The organism is Sulfitobacter sp. PS-8MA (genome assembly GCF_040933935.1).
Taxonomy (GTDB): Bacteria; Pseudomonadota; Alphaproteobacteria; order Rhodobacterales; family Rhodobacteraceae; genus Sulfitobacter.
In genome coordinates this window covers 1,526,127-1,547,084 of record NZ_JBFQYJ010000006.1, presented here as the reverse complement: position 1 = coordinate 1,547,084, position 20,958 = coordinate 1,526,127, and the positions used below count along the sequence as shown (strand labels likewise).

The 20,958-nt window shown below is 58.8% G+C and carries 30 protein-coding genes and 1 tRNA gene; 29 read left to right on the top strand and 2 right to left on the bottom strand.

Going from position 1 to position 20,958, the window contains the following annotated elements:
* The first annotated feature begins 75 nt into the window (after positions 1 to 75).
* The 14 genes from AB4M76_RS11600 to AB4M76_RS11535 all read left to right on the top strand — a co-directional run bounded on the left by AB4M76_RS11600 (position 76) and on the right by AB4M76_RS11535 (position 7,668).
* The gene (locus tag AB4M76_RS11600) at positions 76 to 318 is read left to right on the top strand and encodes a hypothetical protein (protein WP_368442015.1); all 243 of its coding nucleotides are present in this window, start codon (positions 76 to 78) and stop codon (positions 316 to 318) included.
* Complete coding sequence (locus AB4M76_RS11595) at positions 315 to 944, top strand: HNH endonuclease signature motif containing protein (RefSeq protein WP_368442014.1); 630 nt, start codon at positions 315 to 317, stop codon at positions 942 to 944. Before AB4M76_RS11600 ends, AB4M76_RS11595 begins: the two co-directional genes overlap by 4 nt.
* Entirely contained in the window at positions 941 to 1,291 is a 351-nt protein-coding gene (locus AB4M76_RS11590; protein ID WP_368442013.1) for a dATP/dGTP diphosphohydrolase domain-containing protein, read from the top strand. The genes AB4M76_RS11595 and AB4M76_RS11590 overlap by 4 nt, the downstream gene beginning before the upstream one ends.
* Positions 1,291 to 1,659, top strand: coding sequence for a hypothetical protein (locus AB4M76_RS11585; RefSeq protein ID WP_368442012.1), 369 nt, complete (start codon positions 1,291 to 1,293; stop codon positions 1,657 to 1,659). Before AB4M76_RS11590 ends, AB4M76_RS11585 begins: the two co-directional genes overlap by 1 nt.
* Positions 1,652 to 1,876, top strand: coding sequence for a hypothetical protein (locus AB4M76_RS11580; protein ID WP_368442011.1), 225 nt, complete (start codon positions 1,652 to 1,654; stop codon positions 1,874 to 1,876). Before AB4M76_RS11585 ends, AB4M76_RS11580 begins: the two co-directional genes overlap by 8 nt.
* Positions 1,873 to 2,337 carry a hypothetical protein gene (locus tag AB4M76_RS11575; protein WP_368442010.1) on the top strand — a complete coding sequence of 155 codons (465 nt, stop codon included), beginning with the start codon at positions 1,873 to 1,875 and terminating at the stop codon, positions 2,335 to 2,337. Before AB4M76_RS11580 ends, AB4M76_RS11575 begins: the two co-directional genes overlap by 4 nt.
* Positions 2,334 to 3,806 (top strand): DEAD/DEAH box helicase, encoded by a 1,473-nt coding sequence (locus AB4M76_RS11570; protein WP_368442009.1) that lies wholly within the window; start codon positions 2,334 to 2,336, stop codon positions 3,804 to 3,806. The genes AB4M76_RS11575 and AB4M76_RS11570 overlap by 4 nt, the downstream gene beginning before the upstream one ends.
* Complete coding sequence (locus AB4M76_RS11565) at positions 3,806 to 4,735, top strand: toprim domain-containing protein (RefSeq protein WP_368442008.1); 930 nt, start codon at positions 3,806 to 3,808, stop codon at positions 4,733 to 4,735. The genes AB4M76_RS11570 and AB4M76_RS11565 overlap by 1 nt, the downstream gene beginning before the upstream one ends.
* A gap of 91 nt (positions 4,736 to 4,826) precedes the next feature.
* Positions 4,827 to 5,525, top strand: a complete 699-nt coding sequence (locus AB4M76_RS11560) for a hypothetical protein (RefSeq protein ID WP_368442007.1) — start codon at positions 4,827 to 4,829, stop codon at positions 5,523 to 5,525.
* Positions 5,522 to 6,148: a hypothetical protein gene (locus AB4M76_RS11555; protein WP_368442006.1), complete on the top strand. Its 627-nt coding sequence runs from the start codon at positions 5,522 to 5,524 to the stop codon at positions 6,146 to 6,148. The genes AB4M76_RS11560 and AB4M76_RS11555 overlap by 4 nt, the downstream gene beginning before the upstream one ends.
* Complete coding sequence (locus tag AB4M76_RS11550; RefSeq protein WP_368442005.1) at positions 6,145 to 6,381, top strand: hypothetical protein; 237 nt, start codon at positions 6,145 to 6,147, stop codon at positions 6,379 to 6,381. Before AB4M76_RS11555 ends, AB4M76_RS11550 begins: the two co-directional genes overlap by 4 nt.
* The gene (locus AB4M76_RS11545; protein WP_368442004.1) at positions 6,368 to 6,922 is read left to right on the top strand and encodes a hypothetical protein; all 555 of its coding nucleotides are present in this window, start codon (positions 6,368 to 6,370) and stop codon (positions 6,920 to 6,922) included. The genes AB4M76_RS11550 and AB4M76_RS11545 overlap by 14 nt, the downstream gene beginning before the upstream one ends.
* 9 nt (positions 6,923 to 6,931) lie before the next feature.
* The gene (locus AB4M76_RS11540) at positions 6,932 to 7,135 is read left to right on the top strand and encodes a hypothetical protein (protein WP_368442002.1); all 204 of its coding nucleotides are present in this window, start codon (positions 6,932 to 6,934) and stop codon (positions 7,133 to 7,135) included.
* A gap of 466 nt (positions 7,136 to 7,601) precedes the next feature.
* Positions 7,602 to 7,668: transfer RNA gene (locus AB4M76_RS11535), tRNA-Arg, on the top strand.
* A 340-nt stretch (positions 7,669 to 8,008) separates the two neighbouring features.
* Here the strand turns inward: AB4M76_RS11535 and AB4M76_RS11530 are convergent.
* Positions 8,009 to 8,149, bottom strand: coding sequence for a hypothetical protein (locus AB4M76_RS11530; protein ID WP_368442001.1), 141 nt, complete (start codon positions 8,147 to 8,149; stop codon positions 8,009 to 8,011).
* Between the two features lie 593 nt (positions 8,150 to 8,742).
* Here AB4M76_RS11530 and AB4M76_RS11525 point away from each other — a divergent pair.
* The 10 genes from AB4M76_RS11525 (at position 8,743) to AB4M76_RS11480 (ending at position 16,014) form a co-directional block, all read left to right on the top strand.
* Entirely contained in the window at positions 8,743 to 9,279 is a 537-nt protein-coding gene (locus AB4M76_RS11525; protein WP_368442000.1) for a phage terminase small subunit P27 family, read from the top strand.
* Positions 9,276 to 10,955, top strand: coding sequence for a terminase large subunit (locus tag AB4M76_RS11520; RefSeq protein WP_368441999.1), 1,680 nt, complete (start codon positions 9,276 to 9,278; stop codon positions 10,953 to 10,955). The genes AB4M76_RS11525 and AB4M76_RS11520 overlap by 4 nt, the downstream gene beginning before the upstream one ends.
* The gene (locus tag AB4M76_RS11515; protein ID WP_368441998.1) at positions 10,955 to 12,172 is read left to right on the top strand and encodes a phage portal protein; all 1,218 of its coding nucleotides are present in this window, start codon (positions 10,955 to 10,957) and stop codon (positions 12,170 to 12,172) included. The genes AB4M76_RS11520 and AB4M76_RS11515 overlap by 1 nt, the downstream gene beginning before the upstream one ends.
* The gene (locus AB4M76_RS11510; RefSeq protein WP_368441997.1) at positions 12,169 to 12,750 is read left to right on the top strand and encodes an HK97 family phage prohead protease; all 582 of its coding nucleotides are present in this window, start codon (positions 12,169 to 12,171) and stop codon (positions 12,748 to 12,750) included. The genes AB4M76_RS11515 and AB4M76_RS11510 overlap by 4 nt, the downstream gene beginning before the upstream one ends.
* Positions 12,751 to 12,820: 70 nt before the next feature.
* Entirely contained in the window at positions 12,821 to 14,110 is a 1,290-nt protein-coding gene (locus AB4M76_RS11505) for a phage major capsid protein (RefSeq protein ID WP_368441996.1), read from the top strand.
* Positions 14,111 to 14,173: 63 nt separating this feature from the next.
* The gene (locus tag AB4M76_RS11500) at positions 14,174 to 14,359 is read left to right on the top strand and encodes a hypothetical protein (RefSeq protein WP_368441995.1); all 186 of its coding nucleotides are present in this window, start codon (positions 14,174 to 14,176) and stop codon (positions 14,357 to 14,359) included.
* Entirely contained in the window at positions 14,356 to 14,934 is a 579-nt protein-coding gene (locus AB4M76_RS11495) for a head-tail connector protein (RefSeq protein WP_368441994.1), read from the top strand. Before AB4M76_RS11500 ends, AB4M76_RS11495 begins: the two co-directional genes overlap by 4 nt.
* A complete protein-coding gene (locus tag AB4M76_RS11490) occupies positions 14,931 to 15,266 on the top strand; it encodes a phage head closure protein (RefSeq protein ID WP_368441993.1) in 336 nt (111 codons plus the stop codon). The genes AB4M76_RS11495 and AB4M76_RS11490 overlap by 4 nt, the downstream gene beginning before the upstream one ends.
* Complete coding sequence (locus AB4M76_RS11485; RefSeq protein WP_231886301.1) at positions 15,263 to 15,601, top strand: hypothetical protein; 339 nt, start codon at positions 15,263 to 15,265, stop codon at positions 15,599 to 15,601. The genes AB4M76_RS11490 and AB4M76_RS11485 overlap by 4 nt, the downstream gene beginning before the upstream one ends.
* Positions 15,601 to 16,014 (top strand): DUF3168 domain-containing protein, encoded by a 414-nt coding sequence (locus AB4M76_RS11480; RefSeq protein WP_368441992.1) that lies wholly within the window; start codon positions 15,601 to 15,603, stop codon positions 16,012 to 16,014. The genes AB4M76_RS11485 and AB4M76_RS11480 overlap by 1 nt, the downstream gene beginning before the upstream one ends.
* Here the strand turns inward: AB4M76_RS11480 and AB4M76_RS11475 are convergent.
* Positions 16,011 to 16,295: a hypothetical protein gene (locus AB4M76_RS11475; RefSeq protein ID WP_368441991.1), complete on the bottom strand. Its 285-nt coding sequence runs from the start codon at positions 16,293 to 16,295 to the stop codon at positions 16,011 to 16,013. The two genes, AB4M76_RS11480 and AB4M76_RS11475, sit on opposite strands and share 4 nt — an antisense overlap.
* A gap of 107 nt (positions 16,296 to 16,402) precedes the next feature.
* Between AB4M76_RS11475 and AB4M76_RS11470 the strand changes: the two genes are divergently transcribed.
* The 5 genes from AB4M76_RS11470 to AB4M76_RS11450 all read left to right on the top strand — a co-directional run bounded on the left by AB4M76_RS11470 (position 16,403) and on the right by AB4M76_RS11450 (position 20,933).
* On the top strand, positions 16,403 to 16,849 hold the full coding sequence (locus AB4M76_RS11470; RefSeq protein WP_368441989.1) for a phage major tail protein, TP901-1 family: 447 nt from the start codon (positions 16,403 to 16,405) through the stop codon (positions 16,847 to 16,849).
* Positions 16,850 to 17,278, top strand: a complete 429-nt coding sequence (locus AB4M76_RS11465; protein WP_368441988.1) for a GTA-gp10 family protein — start codon at positions 16,850 to 16,852, stop codon at positions 17,276 to 17,278.
* A gap of 129 nt (positions 17,279 to 17,407) precedes the next feature.
* Positions 17,408 to 19,687 carry a hypothetical protein gene (locus tag AB4M76_RS11460; RefSeq protein WP_368441987.1) on the top strand — a complete coding sequence of 760 codons (2,280 nt, stop codon included), beginning with the start codon at positions 17,408 to 17,410 and terminating at the stop codon, positions 19,685 to 19,687.
* The gene (locus AB4M76_RS11455) at positions 19,687 to 20,349 is read left to right on the top strand and encodes a hypothetical protein (RefSeq protein ID WP_368441986.1); all 663 of its coding nucleotides are present in this window, start codon (positions 19,687 to 19,689) and stop codon (positions 20,347 to 20,349) included. Before AB4M76_RS11460 ends, AB4M76_RS11455 begins: the two co-directional genes overlap by 1 nt.
* Positions 20,349 to 20,933 carry a hypothetical protein gene (locus AB4M76_RS11450; RefSeq protein WP_368441985.1) on the top strand — a complete coding sequence of 195 codons (585 nt, stop codon included), beginning with the start codon at positions 20,349 to 20,351 and terminating at the stop codon, positions 20,931 to 20,933. The genes AB4M76_RS11455 and AB4M76_RS11450 overlap by 1 nt, the downstream gene beginning before the upstream one ends.
* Positions 20,934 to 20,958: the final 25 nt, after the last annotated feature.

Below are 20,958 nucleotides of genomic sequence, written 5' to 3'. Positions count from 1 at the left end.
GCATTCGCCAGCGCCAACTACCCCGGTGGCGCTTCCTCCCGTCACCGGGGGCTTTTCAAGCAATGAGGTTTCCCAATGAAAAATAAGCTGTCTGACCTGAACAACCACCTCTTTGCTCAGCTTGAACGCCTGTCAGAAGAAGGCATGAGCGCGGAGCAGATCGAGCAAGAGGCTAAGCGGGCTGTTGCGATTGTCTCTGTTGCCGACAAGATCACAGGCAATGCGGACCTGCAACTAAAGGCTGCGAAGCTGTTTGCCGAGTACGGCCAGACCGTCATGCCGATGTTGCCGCAGATCGGCGGGAAGCCTGACCAATGAAGGGGCGTTCGATCCCTTACAGCGCCGAGGAATTGGCTTGGATTGAGGCGAGAAAAGAGACGCCGCGCCGGGAGTTGTGCGCGATGTTTTGCGCCAAGTTCAATCGTACCGTATCGCTGCAAAACTTCAAAGCTCTATGCTCTCGCAAAGGCTGGAAAACAGGACGCACAGGTTTCTTTAAGAACGGCCAGACGCCACACAACAAGGGCAAACCATTCAATCCCGCTGGCAGCGAAAAGGGCCGCTTTAAAAAGGGCAATCTGCCGCACAACACAAAGTATCTCGGCCATGAGCGTCTAAGCAAAGAGGGCTATGTCGAGGTTAGCGTTGACGAACCCAATCCACACACAGGCTTTGAGCGGCGCTATGTGCTGAAACATCGCCACCTGTGGGAGCAGGTAAACGGCCCTGTGCCTGACGGTTACGTACTCAAGAGCATCGACGGTGACAAAACAAACACCGACCCCGCGAATTGGGAAGCTATTCCCCGCGCACTGTTGCCGCGCCTAAGCGGTGGACGTTGGTGCAAGCCTTATGACGCCTATGAGCCGGAATTGCGCCCGCTGGTGCTGACTACCGCCAAGCTGGATCACGCAGCCCGCGCAGCGAGAAAGGCGCAGGCATGAACCGTTCCGACATTCTCAGCACAGCAGCCAAGCCCGTTGAGGGCCGGAAATTCGACGGCGGCAAGCCCCGCGTTGACCTAGTGCCTTCCGAGTTTGTCCTAGCAACCGCTGACATCCTGACCTTTGGCGCGGAGAAATACGGCTCCCGCAATTGGGAGGCCGGGATGGCGTGGGGTCGTCCTTACGCGGCCCTACAGCGCCACATGCTGGCATGGTGGGCAGGGCAGGACACCGACGAGGAAACGGGCAAGTCTCACCTGCATCACGCGGCCTGCTGTTTGGCATTCCTCATTGCATATGAGGCGCGAGGCGCGGGCGAAGATGATCGACCAGAGAGGCGCAGCTAATGGGCATTCGCGTGATTGAACTCCCATGGCCCTCTAAGCACCTCACGCCACACGCGAAGGGGCATTGGCGTCCGAAGGCAGAGGCTACCAAGAAAGCCCGCGCAATGGCCTGTGCCGTGGCACTGGAAAAGCCCCGCGTCAAGTGCACCCCCGATGCCGTGATCTTCGTGGAATATTGGCCCAAAGCCTTTCGCGGCGATGTGCACAACATGCACGGGCGCATGAAGGCGTATCTCGACGGGATAGCCGATGCCATGGGCTGCGACGACAAGAAATTCCGCGTTGATTTTCCGCCTGTTTGGGCTGGCCGTGATCCGGTCGGCAAGGTGGTTTTCCGCGTGGTGGAAACGGAGGGCAGAAGTGAATAAACCCTTTGAAAACATGGCTGAAAATGCTATGAATGAGCGAGCCGAGAAGCTGTTGACGCAGCGACCCGGCTCTAACCGAAATGCACCTGTAGAGGAGGCGCAAATGGCTGATAAGCCTAATATGGGGATTCCCCCATCTAAGTCAATTTCCGAATGGCAATCTATTGGCGAACTCGCCCGCAATCTGGCCGAAAAGGCCAAGGCGGGTGCGGCATGAGTGCGTTCAAAGATAGCCAAGAGGCCGCATTCCGCCGCGTGATCCGTCAGACGATCCGCCGGGGGCCGTTCACCAAATCAGAGCGCGAAGTCGTTCTGGCGTTTATCAATCATTGGTTCCAGCACCGCAAAAGCACCAAGGGCGTCGTCCATCCGGGCCGCAAGAAGCTGGCGAATAAAGCGGGCGTTTCTATCGCTACCGTCAAGCGGACGCTGGCATTGCTGCGGGACTATGGCGCGATTGATGCAGTCGACCACTTGGAGGGGTTGCACGGCAACGCGACAGAATACACCGTCAACACCGTTGCTTTGACGGACCTCTGCGCCAAGAAGAAATCAGACGTTCGCGTATACGGTGGGTCAAATGACCCTACCCGAGGGCGGGTCAAAATGACCCACCGTATAAACAACGTTGTTAAGTTCCCTGTCCAAGGATTGAGAACGTCAGGGGGTGCGGCATGAACGATATGTTCTGGACCCCGCCAATCCGTAAAACCCTGCGTCCTCACCAGAGTAAGGCAATCGAACTTATCCGCCAATCTCTTGGAAAGGGTTTTAAGCGCATCGTTTGCCAAGCTGCTACCGGGTTCGGGAAAACTCTAACGGCTGCAAACATCATCGAAGGTGCCTTGGCTAAGGGAAACCGGGTTATCTTCACGGCACCCGCCGTTTCTCTGATTAACCAAACCGTGGAGGCTTTCGAGAACGAGGGCATCCAAGATATCGGCGTGATGCAGGCCAGCCACCCGCGCACCAACCCGGCAGCGCAAGTGCAGGTTTGCAGCGTTCAGACGTTGGCCCGACGCGATATCCCCGAAGCTGCGCTGGTTATCGTTGATGAATGTCACCTACGCGCCAAGGTGATTGAGCAGCTAATGAAAGAGCGCGAAGATATTTTCTTCATCGGCCTTAGCGCGACACCGTGGGCAAAGGGCATGGGCTTGCTTTGGCAGGACATGGTTACGCCTTGCACCATCCTAGACTTGATCGAAGCGGGCTATCTTTCCGAGTTTCGCGCCTTCGCGCCGGATATTCCCGACATGACAGGGGTTCCGGTATCTAAGGGCGACTATACCGAAGCCGGGGCCGCAGAGGTTATGGCCGGATCGGCGCTTATGGCGTCTGTTGTGGATACATGGCTAGAGAAGGGCGAGAACCGCCCGACGCTGCTATTCGGTGCAAGCTGCGCCCATGCTCAACAGTTGCATGAGGCATTCCAGCGGGCAGGGGTGGCAACCGCCTATGTGGACGCCTTCACTGATGTTGTTGAGCGCCAGTTGATCGAGCAGCGGTTTAGGGCGGGTGAAATCAAGATCGCCTGTTCCGTCCGCACCCTGACAACGGGGGTAGATTGGCCTGTTTCCTGCATTATCGACGCGGCCCCCACGAAGTCGAAGATGCTGCACGTCCAGAAGATCGGGCGCGGCCTGCGGGTGAACAAGGGAACAGAGGATCTTCTGATCTTGGATCACGCGGGCAATTCGCTGCGCTTGGGTCTGGTGACGGATATCGCGCAATTCACCTTGGACACCACCAAGCCGGGAGAAAAGCAAACGGCCGAAGGCAAGGAAAAGCTGCCGAAGGAGTGCGCAAACTGCGCCGCACTGCACGTTGGTCTGACATGCCCATTTTGCGGACATGAGCGCAAGCCTGTCGCGGGCGTTGAAACGGTTGACGGTGAGTTGATTGAGTTGACGCCAAAGAAGGCCAAGGAACCAACGAAAGAAGAAAAGCAGGCGTTCTACAGCCGCGCCTTATGGATGGCAGATCAGCGCGGTTACAAATCCGGCTGGGCGGCAAATCTCTATAAAGGCAAGTTCAAGGTTTGGCCGCGTCGTCTGCACGAGCGCCGCATAGAGCCGGATCAGGCTTTCCTCAACTACGAGAAATCACGGCGGATTGCATACGCCAAGCGCAAGGGGGCCAACTGATGTTTCATCGGAGAACAGCAGATGCGGCCAAAGGCAAATGGCGGGGCATCCTACTTACCTTTGGCCTGCCCGAAACCTGCTTGAAGGATAAGCACGGCCCATGCCCGTTGTGTGAATCAAAGGATAATTTCCGTTGGGACAATAAAGACGGGTCAGGTTCCTACATTTGCACCTGCGGCGCTGGCAGAGGCACCGATCTCGCGATGGCCTACACAGGCAAGAGTTTCAAAGAAGTTGCTGACGCTATCGACGGGATGGTTGGCAACATGAAAGTCGAAGCGCCGAAGCCTGAAATGCCAGAGCAGACGCGCCGCGATATCCTGCGGGATACCTACAAGGCAACGCAGCCTGTGGCCCCCGGTGACTTGGTGCATCGCTATCTTGAAAACCGCCATATCGAGGAATTGATCTACCCGCCCGCGCTCCGGTTCGCGCCGAAGCTGCGAGACGGGCAGGGCGGCATCCGTCCGGCAATGATTGCGATGGTTGGCGTCCATGGTCAGGAAAAGTTCGTATCCATGCACCGCACGTTTCTAGCGCATGACGGGTCGGGCAAGGCTGAGATGGCGGCACCGCGCAAGATGATGCCGGGGGAATTGCCCGACGGGGCTTGTGTGATGCTTTCCGAGTACACAGGCGGGCCGCTTGGGATTGCCGAGGGGATTGAGACAGCAATGAGCGCGTCCGCAATCTATGGCATCCCGGTTTGGGCAACGATCAGCACCGCAATCATGGCGAAATGGCTACCGCCCGCCGGGTGCGATGAAGTTGCCATTTTTGCAGACAATGACGCGAAGTTTGGCGGGCAGATGGCCGCTTACACAGCAGCGCACCGGATGGCCGTTAGGGGCGTGAAGGTGACGGTGCATACCCCGCCAAATGCTGGCGAGGATTGGAATGATGTTCACATGCAGGGAGGCAAGAAATGAGCAACCGAGGTTTTGACGAACACGGCAACTACGGAGCCAGCAACGGACCGCTACCGCCCACCAAGCCAGCACCAGAGAAGGACGCCAAGCAATGACAGCGATGATACGCCACCACACGACGCAAGCGCAGATCCGGGCGGCTGAGAGCGTCCCCGCGTTTAAACTGCGCAATGAGCGTTACCCCGATTGGTACGAGGATTGGTATGCAGAGAAAATGCGCAAGCTGGCTGCGAAAGAAGGCCGCATAAAGCCGGAGCCGGAAAAGAAAGAACCGCCGAAAAAGAACTACCGGACGCTTGATCGGTTTATTCTGAAATTTATCGGTGAGCCAAAGACAGCCGTGGAAATTGCACAAGAGGCAACGTCCACACTTGGTTACGAGGTGCATTTCAATCTGGTTCTAAGCCGTCTCAAGGGGAAGTTGTCGGGCAAGGTTGTTCATTCTAAGAAATGGGAGCGTATTAAGGGCGCATATCGCCCTCTCATGGTCTGGCACCTCCGTGATTGCCCTCCCCCGCCAGATACGAGGCCAGCGCGACCAATGGTCGATATGCGGGGTATGGCTCTGCGCGTCCTGTCAGACGGGAAGCGGCGCACGGCTGCGCAGATACGCGATGAGGCGGGCATATCAGGCACCAGCAAGACGGCATCGCTTTCCACCGCACTGCGCCACATGTGCCGGGATAACATCCTGACGCGGGGTAAATACGGCGGGTGCTACGAGTACCAGCTTGCCCACGTTAGCTGCAAGGACCGGATCGCGGCGGCAAAGGCGGAGGCAGAGCAATGACCAGGCTTCGCGTTCTAGTCGCCTGCGAGTATTCGGGCCGCGTCCGCGAGGCTTTCCGCGCCTTGGGGCATGACGCCTGGTCGTGCGACATTTTGCCAAGCGACGACAACAGCCCGCATCACATCCAGGGTGACGCCTTGTCGCTTCTGAATGACGGCTGGGGACTGCTGGTCGCACATCCGCCATGCACCTACCTGACGAACAGCGGCGTATGCCACTTGCACAAAGACGCGGGGCGTTGGCCTAAGCTATTTGAGGCGGCGGAACTGTTCTCGGCATTCATGGCCGCGCCTATTCCGCGCATCGCTGTAGAAAACCCCGTGATGCACAAATACGCCCGTAAGCTGACAGGGGCAGGCAAGGCAACGCAGATCGTGCAGCCCTGGATGTTCGGCCACCCAGAGCAGAAGGCTACAGGGTTGTGGCTCAAGGGGCTGATGCCTCTGCGCGAGACAAATAACGTCCGCGAAGAAATGATGCAGCTTCCCGACAATGAGCGGCAGAGGCTGCATTACCTGCCACCTGGGCCGGATCGGTGGAAACTTCGCAGCACTACGTTCCAGGGCATTGCCGACGCTATGGCGCAGCAGTGGGGCGGCAATGTCTTGGAGGCCGTAGCATGACCCCCTCCCAACGCATCCACCAGCTAGAGCAGGCCAACGCCAAGCTGCGGCGGCAAGTCGATACGCAGGAAACCACCATCTGCTTCTATCGGCGCAAGTTCATGGACGCGAAACGCAAGCTGGCAAAGGAGCGGGGCCGCAATGCCCCGTTGCAGAACATGGTGGACTACTACCGGGCGCTTTCGTGCCCGATCCAGCAGGCAGAAAGGTTGTTCAAAGATGGCGAGACGTAAGAAGGCAGCACAGAAGAAAACGCCCGTGACATTGGCCGCGATGCCTGAGCATTGGGACATGGGGGCGCGGGGTCCGGCAAACCGCCTGCACCTCGTCCAAGAGCCTGTGACGTGGACAAACGACAAGGGCGAGCAGGTGAACCCCAACAACGTAAAGAGGATGCGCCGGGTGGATATGCTCCAGAAGTACCACAAGGACGGGGTGATTGGTAACCGCCAGCTAACCGCCGGGGCGACACTGCGCGATGCATGGGCCAAAACCGAGATGGGGCAGGGCAAGGACTACAGCGACCCCGTGGTGGACAGCAGCCCCAAGCCGGACCAAGCGATTGATATCCGCATAGACCGCATGAGCGCCTATCTCAGCGTGTCTAAGCTGGTCGCGGCAGAGGACAAGGCAATCTTGCAGGCGGTGGCCTGTGAGGGCCGCGCTGTGGCCCATCTGCGCGAGTATCGCTACAAGGCGGTGCCGAAGGGGAAGGAGCATCTGGCAGCGGCGCTTGATCGGCTAGCGGATAAGTTGGAACGGAAAAGAAAGTAGGAGCAAGGCATGGCAAACTATGGGCGCGGCTGGGATGATGGGTATGGCGGGCAATCCGCCGAGGCCATCGACGCATACCAAGTTCGGCAGGAAATCGAGGCGGGGCAGATACAAAATGCAGCAGCAAAACGGCGGCGGGAAATAGCGGCCTGCAAGTCAACCGCCTTCGATGCTGAAACGGAGTGCTGTCTGTCCTGCGGGCATCGGCACTGATCCAACAAAGGAAACTTTCAGGGGCCAATTGACCGACGACAAAGAATCGCATAATCGCGCGCGCGGGGTTGACTGCACCTCTTAAACGTGGGAGTGTGATTTATCGCAAGAGGTGGCAGGGATGCTGCCTCTTTTGATTCAAGCCGCTTTCTTGACAGGTGGTGGCGTCCGGTAACGCTAGCTGAAAGAACCGGGCAGAGGGCAGTAGCCGCGCGAGGCTTCGCTAACCGGACCCCTCGTAGCTTACCATCTGTCAAGAGCGCGTCTGGCATTACCCCATGTGGCAGCATGATAACCCGGCAAACGTCAGTAGCATAAGCTGGCCGGGGCGCGTTCAAACGTAGCCGCATTGATGCGAGTGCAGATAGGCCAACCAGACTTCGGCGCAAGGCTGATGTATCGAAACCCGGTTGGCATAGGGTTAGGCGGGTTGATCGCCGCTTACTGCATTCACATGAGCGCGGTTCCGGCGTAGCTCAGCAGGTAGAGCAGCCGCCGAGGCAAGGTCGCGGGTTCAACTCCCGTCGTCGGCTCCGTGTCCACACATACGACACGCGCCTCTGCACTTGGCTACGGCCTCGGACATGCGCGGGTCTTCCTCCTAGCCTCATGGCTCAGGACATGGTTTCTGGCCCGGTGAACCCGATAATCACGGGGCAACAATTTCTCAGCGCACATAGGCGCATCACTGGTAAGCATCCAAGCGATGGAGCAAGGCGCGGCAGGCAAGGGCGGTTTCAGTATCTGCGCCCTCACGCTTGCGCTTAACAACGGAGTTAACGTGTACGCCGAGCAACTTGGCGCAATCGGCATCTGAGCGGGCAAGGCCAGCCGACTTCATATCGGCCAGCCACTGTGTAAAGGCTTGAGGGGTCACAGCGTTTTAATGACCCCTGCAAGTCGTTTCATGCTGGTGGGGCTCTGTAGGACAGCGTTGATGGTAGTGGCGAGTGAAGGGGTTTCTTTCTTTTCTGCTTCCAGCCATGTGCGGGCGATTTGCTCTGCTTGGGGCATGTCTATCTCCTAGTGCGTTTTCATTTCAATGCACTAGATATAACAATGGGTGTGATGCCCGTCAAGAGACTATATCACATTAGTTGTGATTTCTACGCGCACATAGGCGCAACGCGGCGGCGATACGCAAACCCCAGCGAGGCTAACCACATGGCATGGAGACATGAGGCCAGCAGCTAATGCCAGCCGCTCCGGGCCAGCACAGGCGCAAGGCGATGGGCAAGGGCCACACGGCAAAGCACCGGACGCCAGAGAACAGAGGCACAGCGCACCAGCGCGGATACGATAAGCGATGGGAGCGGTTCAGGGAAGGTTTCCTGATGGCGCATCCCCTCTGCGAATACTGCCTAGCAGACGGGCGGACAGAGCCAGCCACGGTATGCGATCACGACCTACCGCACCGAGGCGACCCAGACTTGTTTTGGGATAACACATTCACCGCATTATGCAGCCGCCACCACAACGGCGAGAAAGCCCGCATAGAGGCCCGCCTGAGTGGGGATAAGCTGTTAGCGTGGGTGAGGCAGCGAAAGACCCCTAGAGGCCACCAGCGGGGCGGATATGGGGGCAGGGGGTAGGTCAGTCTCTAGGGGGTGGCTAGCGGAACCGGCTGCGGTCCTGAATTTCTCACGCTGCCAGTATCAAGACAAAAAGTGAAGGGGCTTCACATGGGCCGCAAACCAATCCCTGACAAGCTAAAGCTGGTCAAAGGCACGGCGCGGGCTGATCGTATGAACCCCGACGCGCCAGCGGCCAACCCCGGCGTTGCAACGGCACCGGAATGGCTGAGCGAGCGCGCAGCGGAAATATTCGCGCAGTTGAGCGCAACGCTGCTCAATATGGGGATTGCCTCCCCTGACGATCAAGTGGCGCTGGCGCTTTTATCCAGCCGGATTGAAGAGGTCGAACTTATGACCGCTGCCATTGAGGACGGTGGTCGGACGTATGACCAAAAGGATGAGAACGGTAATATTCGGATGCGCCGCGCTGCTCCAGAAGTGGGGCTGCGCAACGAGGCGATGCGTCACGCGCAATCCCTCTTAGCAGAATTTGGGCTGACCCCTGCGGCGCGTTCTAAGGTTAGCGCGGGCAAGCCAGCCGATGAGAACCCGTTCAAGGCTCTGGGGTGACGGATTACATAGCCGTCGCGGAGCAATACGCCCGCGATGTTATCAGCGGCGAAATTCCAGCGGGGAAATATATCAAGCTGGCCTGTCAGCGTCACTTGGACGATCTGGCTTGGCAGGATGATGCGGGCTTTGCCTATCGCTTCGACGCGAAGGCGGCAAACAAGGTCTGCACCTTTATCGAACTGATGCCGCATACCAAGGGCAAATGGGCGGCGAAAAAGCAAACGCTCAAGCTGGAGCCTTGGCAGGTCTTCTTCGTGGTCTGCGCTTTTGGCTGGTTGCGGCGGAAGGACAGCACGCGGCGGTTTCGTAAGGTGCTTCTGCTGGTGCCGCGCAAAAACGGCAAGTCCGCTCTCGCGGCGGCTATCGGGCTTTACATGCTGGTGGCTGACGGTGAACACGGCGCAGAGGTCTATTCTGGCGCTACGAGCGAGAAACAGGCTTGGGAGGTCTTCCGGCCCGCGCGTCTGATGGCGCTCAAACGGCCCGACATGTGCAGCCACTATGGGTTGAGCGTCAACGCTTCCAATCTGCACATTCTCAGCAATGAGAGCCGTTTTGAACCGCTGATCGGCAAGCCGGGTGACGGTTCGTCGCCAAGCTGCGCAATCGTGGACGAATACCACGAACACGACACCGACGCGATGTATTCGACCATGGAAACGGGCATGGGGGCGCGTGAACAGCCGCTCATGCTGGCGATTACAACGGCGGGGGATAACATCGCGGGGCCATGCTACGCCATGCAGGGCGAGGCGCAGGCCATGCTTGAGGGGTCGCGGCAAGATGATGAGACATTCGCGCTAATCTATGGGGTGGATGAAGACGACGACTGGACGGACCCGGCAGTTCTGCGCAAGGCGAACCCTAATTTCGGGGTTTCGGTGGGTGAAGACTTCCTTCTTGCCCGCCAAAAAGAGGCGATGGGCAGCCCGCGAAAGGCGGGGCAGTTCAAGACGAAACACCTGAATGTCTGGGTGCAGGCGCGGGATGCTTATTTCAACGTGCTGCGCTACCAGCAGGCGGGCAATCCTGACCTGACATTAGACAGTTTTGCGGGGCAAGAGGCAATAATTGGCGTCGATCTGGCGGAAAAGCGGGATCTGACGGCGGTAGAGATACTGTTCCGGCATGAGGGCGGGTTTGCCCGGTTCGGGCGATACTATGCCCCAGAGGAAACGGTTGAACTGCCAGAGAACGAACATTTCCGGCTTTGGCGCGATCAAGGCACCCTGATCCAGACGGACGGGGCGGTAACAGACGACCGCGAGATTGAGGCGGATATTCTGGATTGGTGCGGCAAGTTCGATGTTCGCGAGGTCGCGTTTGACCCGCTGCACTCCCGGCAAATGGCCGTGCAACTGATGGAGCAGGGCGTGGCGTGTATCGACTTTGCCAACCGTCCAACCCTTATGAATGAGCCTATGCGCAAATTGGATGCGCTAATTGCTGACGGCAAGCTGTTCCACAATGGCGAGCCAGCCTTCGCATGGATGCTTTCCAACGTGGTGAACCGTTCACGCACTGGCGACATTCATAGCCCAGCAAAAGAGCGGGCAGAAAACAAGATCGACGGACCTGTCGCGGCCATGATGGCGCTAGGGCGTTGGATGCTAGACGAAGAAGCGCCGTCCTCCCCTTGGGATGATGAGACGTTCACCTTGGAGGTTGGCTAATGTTCGGATTTGGTAAGCGTGAGAAGCGGGAGGCGACGTTCACGCAGTCCGAGCCGCGTAGCTTCATGGAAATTATTGGGCTATCTGGCCCCGCTGCTGTTTCGATGGAGGAAGCCCTTGGCGTTCCCGCTGTTTGGGCTGCGGTAAACTTCATTTCCGGCACTATCGCAGGCTTGCCGCTCAACGTCTATGACCGCGACAGCAAGGGCAACAAGAAGAAGGTTAAGGCGACCAAGGCTAACCCCGTGGTCGATATGCTGCACGGTGCGGTGAATGAGGATTATTCGTCGTTTCAGTGGCGATTTGATATGTTTACGGCGGTTCTGACCGAAGGCCGCTCCATTACCTACATTGAGCGCGATGGCGCGGGCCGTCCAATTAACCTTTTCCCGCTGGTGGGGGCAACGGTTAAGCGGCTGGCGAATGGCCGCAAGCAATACACCTACACGGCAGGCGGCAAAACGCAGGTTTACGACCAGGCGGACGTGATTGACGTGCCGTTTATGCTCAAGTCGGATTTGCTGACCCATCGCAGCCCGCTTCGGCAGTGCGCGGTTGCCATCGGCAAGGCGGTACACGCGAACGATTACGGGTCCAAGCTGTTTAAGAATGGCGGCTTGCCAGCGTTCACCCTTCAAGGGCCGTTCGGGTCTGAGAAGTCGGCAGCGCGGGCCGCTGACAATATCGCAGAGGCAACCAAGGAAGCGGCACGGAAGGGCGGCAACGTCCTGGCTATCCCGTCAGGCCACAAGCTGGAGCCGCTAGGGGCTGACCCTGAGAAGATGCAGCTTGTGCAAACGCAGGAGTTTGCCGTGGTTGAGGTTGGCCGCATCTATTCGCTGCCTCCCACGTTCCTGCAAGACCTTTCGCGGGCGACGTTTAGCAACTCAGAACAGCAAGATTTGCACTTGGTCAAACACACGCTCAAGCGGTGGGTCGAGCAGGTGGAAGCGGAACTGAACCTCAAACTGTTTGGCCGGGGTTCGTCGCGGTTCGCAGAGTTCAACGTCGATGGGCTTTTGCGCGGCGATTACAAGACGCGGATGGAAGGCAACAGCACCGCCATTCAGACAGGCCAGCTTACGCCAAACGAGGCGCGGGCGCTGGACAACCGCGAACCGCTGGACGGCGGCGACAAGCTGTTCATCCAAGGGGCAACGGTGCCGCTTGATGGGCATACGGGCGAAGCGCCCCCCAACCCCTACGGAGGGCAATGACAATGACGTTTGAGGTTCGGGCGGGCATCCCCGCAGAAATTCGCGCCGATGAAAGCGGCATCAAGGTTGAAGGCTATGCGGCGGTGTTCGGTGAGGAAACCGACATTGGCGGCATGTTCCGCGAGGTTATTGAGCGCGGCGCGTTCAAAGAGGCCATTGGCCGGGATGATGTGGTTTTCCTGATTAACCATGACGGCTTGCCGCTGGCGCGGACCCGCTCCGGCACCCTCAAGCTGACCGAGGACGATCACGGCCTAAAGATCGAAACCACCTTGGACCCCGAAGATCCTGACGTGAAGTCAATCGCGGGCAAGATGAAGCGCGGCGACTTGGACAAAATGTCTTTCGCCTTCTTTCCAGAGGTTCAGGAGTGGGACGAGGCCGGGGAAACCCCGCTGCGGACCATTCGCAAGGCATCGCTGCATGACGTGTCAGTGGTCACGACCCCGGCTTACCAAGGCACCGAGATTGCACTGCGCAGCCTTGAAGCGGCAAGGGGCGAGACTGCCCCGGCGCGTAACCTGAAACACGAAATTCAAGCGGCACAACTAAAGTTAGCTGCCCGCTTGTACGAGTAACAACGGCTCCCGTTGTTTGCCCTGATCGGCCTTTGGGCAAGGCCATTCACTAAGCGAAAAGGAGCCACACATGGCTACCATTAAAGAACTGCGGGAGCAGGCAGCTAAAACGCTGACCGAAGCCCGTTCCATGCTGGATAGCATCAGCGACAAGGCGACCAAAGAGCAACGCGCCGAAGCGGAGCAGGCCGTTGACAAGGCTCTGGCCGAAGTCTCCGACATTGAGGCCCGCGCCGAGCGTCAAGGCAAGCTGGAAGCATTTGAGAAACGCGCCGCAGAAGCTGCCGAAGCCGAAGAACGCGCAGCGCGTGAATCCAAGCGCCCCGGCGTTGACGCCGCTGAGGCCCGTCAGGGTGGCGACATGGACTATCGCACGGCATTCCATGCGTATCTCCGCGCACAGGGCCAGAAAGGTGACATGGACGCCGAGGCCCGTGCGGTGCTGGAACGCGGCTTTGCCAATGTCGAACTGCGGGCGCAGACCACGGCCAACACTGCGGGCGGCTACACCATCCCGACCGAACTGGCGAACATCCTCGTCAAGTCGATGGAGATGTGGGGTCCGATGTACTCCGAAGACGTTGCGACTTCGCTTGTTACCACAGGCGGCGGAGCGATCACTATGCCTACCGTGAATGACACGGCTGTTACCGCAGGCGCTCACACCGAAGGTGCGACCCTGACCGATGATGGCGGCAAGGACGTGACATTCGGCGAAAAGACCCTTGAAGCGTATGCATTCGACACCGAATGGCTGCGCGTTTCCAAAGAACTCGCTGACGACTCCATTTTCGCGATGGAGCAGGTCATTGGCGATCTGCTGGGCGAACGTCTTGGCCGCATTGCCAACCTGCAACTGACCACGGGTTCGGGTTCCTCCGCCCCGCATGGTATTGTGACGGCTTCCAGCCAGGGCGATGTTGCTGCTGCGACCAACGCAGTCACCGCAGACGAAATCATTGATTTTGTCCATTCGGTTGATCCTGCGTATCGCATGGGTCCGAAGGTCGGCTTCATGTTCAATGACTCGACGCTGGCGGCGATCCGCAAGCTGAAAGACGGCGACGGCAACTATCTCTGGCAGATGGGTAACGTGCAGCAGGGCGTTCCCGGCACCCTTCTGGGCTACAACTATCGTATCAACCAAGCGATGGCGGGCCTGTCCAGCGGTGTTTCGTCCAAGGTCATGCTGTTTGGTGACTTCGGCAAATACTATGTCCGCAAGGTTGGCCAGCCGCTTATCGGCGCGATCCAAGACAAAGACTTCTGGCCGGGCTTCGGTATCGCTGGCTACATCCGCTTCGACGGTGAACTGGCCGACACCGCAGCCGTCAAGCACCTCGCGCTTGCCGCAGCCTAATCGGTTTTCTGAGGGGGCAGGGCATCTTGCCCCCTTTCTCAAGCCGATGTGAAAGGAACCACCATGCAAGTTAAACTGCTTACGGCGCGGGCAACCGCGAAAGGCTCCGAAAACCGGGGCGACATTGTGGATGTGACGGACGGCGAGGCCATTGCGATGATTGAGCGCGGCCAAGCGGAGCCTGTGCGCTCACAGAAAGCGCCAGAGAAGGCCGTCAAGCGGTCCAAGGCTGAGAAGGCCAGCAAGTGACCACCAAGCGCACCACACCCCCGGCTGTTGAGCCTGTGACGCTTGCCGAAGCCAAGGCGCACTTGCGCGTTGACCACAGCGACGAAGATACGCTGATTGAGGGCATCATTGCGGCGGCGTCTGCGCACTTCGACGGGCAGGGCGTACTTGGTCGGGCTATGATTACACAGTCATGGGCAACGTGGGTTTGCAACTCCCCCGGCGTTGTCACGCTGCCAGTGGGGCCGTTTCAATCGCTCACGTCTGTTGAGTATTACGACGCGGACAACGCGCTGCAATCGGCTGACGTGGCGGAATACGAGGTGCGGCTGTCCGGTGACTTTGTGACGGTCCAGCCCAAGGCGGGCTTTGCTTGGCCGGGGGCATATTCGCGGCCTGACGCAATCAAGATCACCTATGTTGCTGGGTTCGGTGACACTGGCGCGGACGTTCCCGCAAGCATTCGGCAGGCCATGCTTTTGACGATTGGTCACTGGTACGAAAACCGCGAAGCCGTGACGGATGGAACGCCTAAAGAGTTGCCAATGGCCGTTGACGCGCTGATCGGCGTTGAGCGGGTTGGGTGGTACGGATGAAGGGCGCAGGACGTCTCCGGCACCGCGTCACCTTCAACCGCCAAACGCAGGTTGACGACGGTTACGGCAACGTGACGGGCGAGTTTGCGCCGCTGTTTACCGTATGGGGCAACGTGCGCGAGACGACCGGGAAAGAGCGTGTTGCCGCTGGGGCGGTGGAGAATAACCGCACGGCGACGATCCGTGTCCGCAAGAGTTCGCAGACCAACGTGCTGACCGAGGCGGATCAGGCGGTAGCGCGTGGCGAGACATGGAACATTCGCGGTATAGCCAACGTCGGGATTGATGATGCGATGCTTGATCTGCTTTGCGAAGCGGGTGTGGCGCAGTGAAGAAATCAGGTTTCGGCGCAACCAAGGCGATGCTTAACCGGATCACACCGGAGATCGAGGCAAAATTCGAGGACGCCAACCGCGAGAATGCGGAAATGATCGTGGATATGGCGAAGGTGCTTATCCCTTCTGTGACAGGCACCAACCGGGCGCTTATCCGCAATATGCCGGGGGCAGATGGTTCTCAGCTAATCGACTTCGGCCCGAAAGCTAAGGTCATTGAAGGCGAGCGGGGGCCGCGACCCTTTGTTAACCCGGCAATGGCTGCAACCAAGAAGAAACGGGCTGCGCGATCACGCAAGGCAATCCGAGACGCAATCAAGGCGGTGAAGTGATGGCAGACGGATATTCTTTGGCATTGCAGGGTGCGATAGTCACCGCGCTGAAAGCTGATCCTGCCGTGACTGCGCTTGTTGGCCCGCGCGTTTATGGCTTGCGTGTCCCTGACAGCGCCGAGCGTCCATATATCTTTATCTCCAGCATTGAGGTGCGTGACGTTCGAAGTGATTGCGCCGATGCTGGCAGCGTCACATTCGGCATTGTCGGAACAAGCCGAAGCGTCACCAACGCTGACGTTGAATCAGCGCGGTGCGCAGAGGCGGCGCATGAGGTACTAAAACGCGAAGACATTATGGTAAACGGCTATACGCTTGTGCAACTGCAACGGGCCGGGGAGTCACGCGGATTAGCGGGCGACGGTAAGTCGTTTGAGGCTGCTACCGCTTACACGGCACTGCTGGACGGTTAGCGGCAGGCTTTACGAAGTGCATCACGCAGGGGCGCGGCGCGGGCATATGCCTTAGCGTCCTCTCTTGCCATTTTAATGACTAGACTAGACAGGCCAGCGATTTGATCGGCGGTCCCTTTAGTCGCTGCGTCTGCAATGGCGCTGCTTAGCTCTAAGCGGGTTTTCCGGCGCTCAGATTGGCCGGAAAGCATTTCACCTTGGTATGCGTCGGCAATCTTGCATGGCGTTTCAGCCGCGACGGGGGCGGCAAGCATCATCGCGGCAATCACTGCGTATTTCATAGAATTTCCTTTGTGCAATTCGCGCAAGGGTAAGCCCATATCCCGCCCTTGGGCAAGGCAGGACATAGCGCCACATGGCGTCCAACCCCCATATAGGAGCCTACCCAATGGCAAAACAGCAAGGCAAACTGCTGCTTATCAAGATCGGTGACGGTGAAGTGACTGAGGCGTTTACAACGCTCTGCGGTCTGCAATCCAAGACCCTGACCGTCAACAATAACAACTTTGACGTGACCACGGCAGACTGCACCGCACCGGGCGGGCAGCTTTGGCAGGAAGTTATGACCGGGATGCGGTCTATCGAAGTTTCCGGCAACGGCCTGTTTGAAGGCGGCACATCGCTTGCCCGGTTTAAAGAAATCGCATTCGGCACAGGTGAAGCCGACACGGCGGGCGCGATTGGCAACTTTCAGGTGATCGTGCCTGAGTTCGGCACCTTCGAGGGTGCTTTTCACGTCAACAGCGTTGAATTCGGCGGCGAACAAGAGGGCGCGGTGACATACACCCTGACGCTGGCATCTTCTGGCTATGTCAGCTTCACGGATGCACCATAAATGCCTATCACGGCAGAAGCCCCGGCAGGCGGCATCATTGAACAGTTGGGCGGCGAAAGTCGCCCACTGATCCTGCGCAATGGCGAGATTGAGCGGTTTGAGCGCCAGCACGGTCTAGGCATCTTCGCGATGCTGGATCAATTGCTTGGTAAGGGCGATCCTCAGGCCCGTCATTGCCGCGATCTGGTGGCCCTTGGGCTGGTGGGCGGTGGCCTGCTGGACAAAACCGCAGACAAGATCATCGACGACCTGCCGCCAAGCGAAAACCACCGCATCCGCGCAATGGCGCAGGACTTGGTGCTGGCCGCGTTCATTCCGGCAGACCTTAAAAAAAAAGCAGTAGACGGTTCGGATGGATCGTCCAGCAAGACCGCGCCGAAAGCTACGACGCGCAAGCGAAAGCCAAAAACGCAATCGCCGCAGGACTGAGCATAGCCGATTGGCGGGCCATGACGCCTGCCGATTGGGCGTTGTTTGTCGAGGGCTGGAATGAAGCGCACCAGCCGCCTGAACCGCAAGCCCCATCGTGGGACGAGTTCCAAGAATTGAAGGCGAAGTATGGCTGAACCGACAGAACGCATTGCAATCCTTCTGGAACTGCAACAGCAGGAATTTGAGAAGCGGGCCAAGTCTGCGGGCGCGGCTATTGATCGCCTAGAGCGCAAATTCAATCCCCTCGCGGCGGCGGAAGAGCGTTTGAGGCGCAAGCAGGACCAGCTAAATGCGGCCCTAGAGGCCGGGACGCTGACCACGGAGCGCCATGCAAAAGGCATGGACCTTGTGCAGCGTGAATATGACCAGACAATCGCGAAGACGAAGAAGGTCAGAGACAACGTAGTCGCGATGAATAGCGCCGTGGCCGCGCAGACGGGGTTCATGGCGCGTAACCGCAACACGTTTCAGCAAGCGGGTTATCAGGTTGGTGACTTCGCGGTGCAGGTGCAGGGTGGCACATCGGCCCTGACAGCCTTCACGCAACAGGGTTCGCAGTTTCTGGGCATCTTCGGCCCTTGGGGCGCTATCATGGGCGCTATACTGGCCGTTGGCGCACCGCTGGCGGGGGTTCTTTGGAATCTTGGCGATGCAACTGAGGAAACCAAGGAAAAGGCTAAGACCTTCTCCGAGCGGTTGGGCGAGGCCGACGCGGCGCTGGCGGCAATGTCAGCAACGGCGGCAGACGTATCAGACCTTGAAACGCTGCGCCAGAAATACGGCGAATTGACCGAAGAAGTCCGCGAAATGGCGCTGGCGCTGTTTGAGATAGACAAGCGCGAGGCCGTGGCGAAGGTCAGTTCTATCATTGAGGAAGTCACTGGTACGATTGCGCAGGCTTCCGAAGCGTCAGCGGGCGTGGTCGCGGCTGCTTTGGCGGCTTCTGGCACTGATGCGGCAAAGGCCGAAGCGGCAGCATATCGTGCTGAGATTGAGGCAATCCAAAACGATATTGACCAGCGGCGCGAGGCTGGGCTTTTCGTTGACCAAAGTGAACTAAATATTCTAGCGCAGATGCGCGAAGAACTTGCCGCGATGGAAGGCGACTTTGCGAACATCGGTTCTCTGGCGCAAGAAATCAAAGTGTCGCCGGAACTGCTGAACCAAATTTCTCAGGCACAAGCGGGGCTAGAGGCTGCGCGTGACGCTGGCGACTTTTCCGCGATGGCCGACCAGTTGGGATTGATCCGCGACTTGCTTGTTCAGGCTGGCGACACCGTTTCGCAGGACGTGGTTGACGGCGTAACCAATGCCGAAGCGGTGGCGCGTGAGATGGCGGCACGGCTGCAAGAGGGACAAGACGCAGCCGATGGGATTGCTAACACCCCCATTGCGGACGCGATTGCAGCGGGGGCAAGTGAAGCGGCACGGCTGGCGGAAAACTTAGGCATCTCACTTGCCACAGCGCAGCGATTGGCGGCACTTGGTCCGCAGGGTGCAGCCCCGGCAGGCGGGCGTGGTGGCGACCCGCGCACGATGGGCGGCAGTGCCTTGGATTGGCAGACCAGAGACGCGCAAGAGTTCCTTGATAACTGGACCCCGCCAAAGCCAAGCCGGGGGCGGTCAGGCGGCGGGCGATCCGGTGGCTCTAAACGGCGCGGTGGCGGGGCCGGGCGCGAACAAGAACCGCTGTTCAGCATTGCCGAAGCCGAACTGGAAAAGCTGCAACGCTCCATCGAAATGCTGGGCAAGTCCAAAGGCGAAGTCGCGGCGCTTACAACCAAGCACAGGCTGCTGGATGAGGCCAAGAAGCGCGGCTTGGATATCACGGACGAACTGCTGCAAAAGATCGACGCCGAAGCGGCCAACGTGGGCAAGCTGGCGGGTGAGTATGAGAATGCCCGCGACAAGATGGCCCAGATGGAGAAGATACAGGGCGAGTGGAAAGACAGCATCATTGATGCGGCCATGGGCGGCGCAGATGCGATGGACGCCTTTGTGAACAGCATCAAGCGGGCCGCGCTGGAATATCTGCTCTTTGGTGAGGGCATGTTCGCCGGGGGCGGTAAGTCGTCGGGCGGTGGCCTTCTCGGCAGCATCTTCTCTGGCTTCTTTGACAAGGGCGGGCGCATCCCCTCGGGTAAGTTCGGGGTTGCGGGCGAGAATGGCCCGGAAATCATCACTGGCCCCGCAAACGTCATGTCAACGCGCAGCACCGCTGAGGCCATGCAGGGCGGCGCGGGCGGCGGGCAAGTCGATGTGCGTATGTACGTCGATCAGGATGGCAACTGGCAAGCCAAGGTTGAGCAGATCAGCGGCAATGTCTCGGCAAAAGTGACTGACGCCAAGCTGGCCGCGAATAGTCGTGCGCAGGCTGACAACAAATATCTAAGCGGGGGCCGCTGATGCAGGTTTCTTTCCCATACCCGGCTAGAATACGGGCCAGCGTTCCGCAGCTTTCGGGGATGCGTCTTTCGCCGTTTACCAATATCGACGGGGAGTCGTTTGCCAAGCCTACGCTCAACGGCTTTTGGCGGCTGGACATTACCGCTTTCGCCTATGAAATGCACGACCAGCTTGCCTTGTCGTCTTTCGTTACTCAGATGCAGGCGGCGGGCGCAACGTGCGTTGTTCCGGTTGCTACGCAATACCGCCCGAATGATGCAAATGGCCGGATGCTGGCGGGCAACTGCCCTTCGCCGGAATACACATTCGATCATGTGGGCTGGGCCAATGATCCTTTCGACGGGTTCACCCTTCGCGCTGCGGCATCGCACCGGGATAGCTATATTGACGTGAACAAGCCCGCCATGTCTCAGCTTTGGCCGGGGCATTACATCACGCTTGGGGATCGGCTGCACCAAGTGGTGAACGTGAGCGCGATTGATGAAAGCGAAACGGCTGTTCGCGTGTCGGTTATGCCGAATATTCGCGGCAACCATGACGCGGGCGAGATCGTGGTTGTGGATCAACTGCGGCTGAAATGTCGGCTGGAAAGTGGCGATCCGATAGGCGCGTCTGTTGAGGTGCTAAAAACGGCCAACCTGTCTTTTGTCGAGGCGTTCTAATGAGCATTCACGACATACCGGACGAAGACCTACGGCGCGGTGATGTGGCCTGCACGATCCTCTGCCAGATGGACTTCGCGACCAACCCGCAGAACTGGTGGCTGGGCTATGGGCCGCTAACGGCGGGCGGGGTCGAGTACCAAGGCACAGGCGACGTTATCAAGATCGGGGCCATGAGCCTCACATACGGCATGAGCGCGGGCATGGTGCGGTTTGAGATCCCCGCAGCATCGCCGGAAATGGTGGCGCGGTGCGACAATCAGGCAAGCGAGGTGAACAATCGCCGCTGTCAGTTGTTCTACCAGCTTTTCAGCACGGTTGAGCGTGACGGGGAACACCAAGGACGGCTGATCGGCGACCCCATCAGCATGTTCCAAGGCGTTATGCGGGATATGCGCAGCACGTCATCCGCAGATAGCCGGGTGATTGAGTTGGAAGCCTACGGGCGGCTATCTCGGCAGGGCAAGCCCCCTTTCGGACGCTGGACCGACGCAGACCAGAGGGCGCGGTTCCCCGGTGATACGGGCATGGCGCTTATCGCGGGATTGAAGGATCGTGCGGTCGTATGGGTTCCCGGCAGTTAGGGATTCACATAACAGTAAGTAAATG

Coding starts and splice junctions, on each gene's coding strand:
- AB4M76_RS11555 (WP_368442006.1), top strand. CDS start 5,522: ATGACCAGGCTTCGCGTTCTAGTCGCCTGCGAGTATTCGGGCCGCGTC.
- AB4M76_RS11515 (WP_368441998.1), top strand. CDS start 10,955: ATGTTCGGATTTGGTAAGCGTGAGAAGCGGGAGGCGACGTTCACGCAG.
- AB4M76_RS11550 (WP_368442005.1), top strand. CDS start 6,145: ATGACCCCCTCCCAACGCATCCACCAGCTAGAGCAGGCCAACGCCAAG.
- AB4M76_RS11455 (WP_368441986.1), top strand. CDS start 19,687: ATGCAGGTTTCTTTCCCATACCCGGCTAGAATACGGGCCAGCGTTCCG.
- AB4M76_RS11460 (WP_368441987.1), top strand. CDS start 17,408: ATGGCTGAACCGACAGAACGCATTGCAATCCTTCTGGAACTGCAACAG.
- AB4M76_RS11575 (WP_368442010.1), top strand. CDS start 1,873: ATGAGTGCGTTCAAAGATAGCCAAGAGGCCGCATTCCGCCGCGTGATC.
- AB4M76_RS11595 (WP_368442014.1), top strand. CDS start 315: ATGAAGGGGCGTTCGATCCCTTACAGCGCCGAGGAATTGGCTTGGATT.
- AB4M76_RS11505 (WP_368441996.1), top strand. CDS start 12,821: ATGGCTACCATTAAAGAACTGCGGGAGCAGGCAGCTAAAACGCTGACC.
- AB4M76_RS11500 (WP_368441995.1), top strand. CDS start 14,174: ATGCAAGTTAAACTGCTTACGGCGCGGGCAACCGCGAAAGGCTCCGAA.
- AB4M76_RS11475 (WP_368441991.1), bottom strand. CDS start 16,295: ATGAAATACGCAGTGATTGCCGCGATGATGCTTGCCGCCCCCGTCGCG.
- AB4M76_RS11510 (WP_368441997.1), top strand. CDS start 12,169: ATGACAATGACGTTTGAGGTTCGGGCGGGCATCCCCGCAGAAATTCGC.
- AB4M76_RS11480 (WP_368441992.1), top strand. CDS start 15,601: ATGGCAGACGGATATTCTTTGGCATTGCAGGGTGCGATAGTCACCGCG.
- AB4M76_RS11450 (WP_368441985.1), top strand. CDS start 20,349: ATGAGCATTCACGACATACCGGACGAAGACCTACGGCGCGGTGATGTG.
- AB4M76_RS11565 (WP_368442008.1), top strand. CDS start 3,806: ATGTTTCATCGGAGAACAGCAGATGCGGCCAAAGGCAAATGGCGGGGC.
- AB4M76_RS11600 (WP_368442015.1), top strand. CDS start 76: ATGAAAAATAAGCTGTCTGACCTGAACAACCACCTCTTTGCTCAGCTT.
- AB4M76_RS11540 (WP_368442002.1), top strand. CDS start 6,932: ATGGCAAACTATGGGCGCGGCTGGGATGATGGGTATGGCGGGCAATCC.
- AB4M76_RS11545 (WP_368442004.1), top strand. CDS start 6,368: ATGGCGAGACGTAAGAAGGCAGCACAGAAGAAAACGCCCGTGACATTG.
- AB4M76_RS11590 (WP_368442013.1), top strand. CDS start 941: ATGAACCGTTCCGACATTCTCAGCACAGCAGCCAAGCCCGTTGAGGGC.
- AB4M76_RS11465 (WP_368441988.1), top strand. CDS start 16,850: ATGCCTATCACGGCAGAAGCCCCGGCAGGCGGCATCATTGAACAGTTG.
- AB4M76_RS11560 (WP_368442007.1), top strand. CDS start 4,827: ATGACAGCGATGATACGCCACCACACGACGCAAGCGCAGATCCGGGCG.
- AB4M76_RS11490 (WP_368441993.1), top strand. CDS start 14,931: ATGAAGGGCGCAGGACGTCTCCGGCACCGCGTCACCTTCAACCGCCAA.
- AB4M76_RS11570 (WP_368442009.1), top strand. CDS start 2,334: ATGAACGATATGTTCTGGACCCCGCCAATCCGTAAAACCCTGCGTCCT.
- AB4M76_RS11585 (WP_368442012.1), top strand. CDS start 1,291: ATGGGCATTCGCGTGATTGAACTCCCATGGCCCTCTAAGCACCTCACG.
- AB4M76_RS11530 (WP_368442001.1), bottom strand. CDS start 8,149: ATGCCCCAAGCAGAGCAAATCGCCCGCACATGGCTGGAAGCAGAAAAG.
- AB4M76_RS11470 (WP_368441989.1), top strand. CDS start 16,403: ATGGCAAAACAGCAAGGCAAACTGCTGCTTATCAAGATCGGTGACGGT.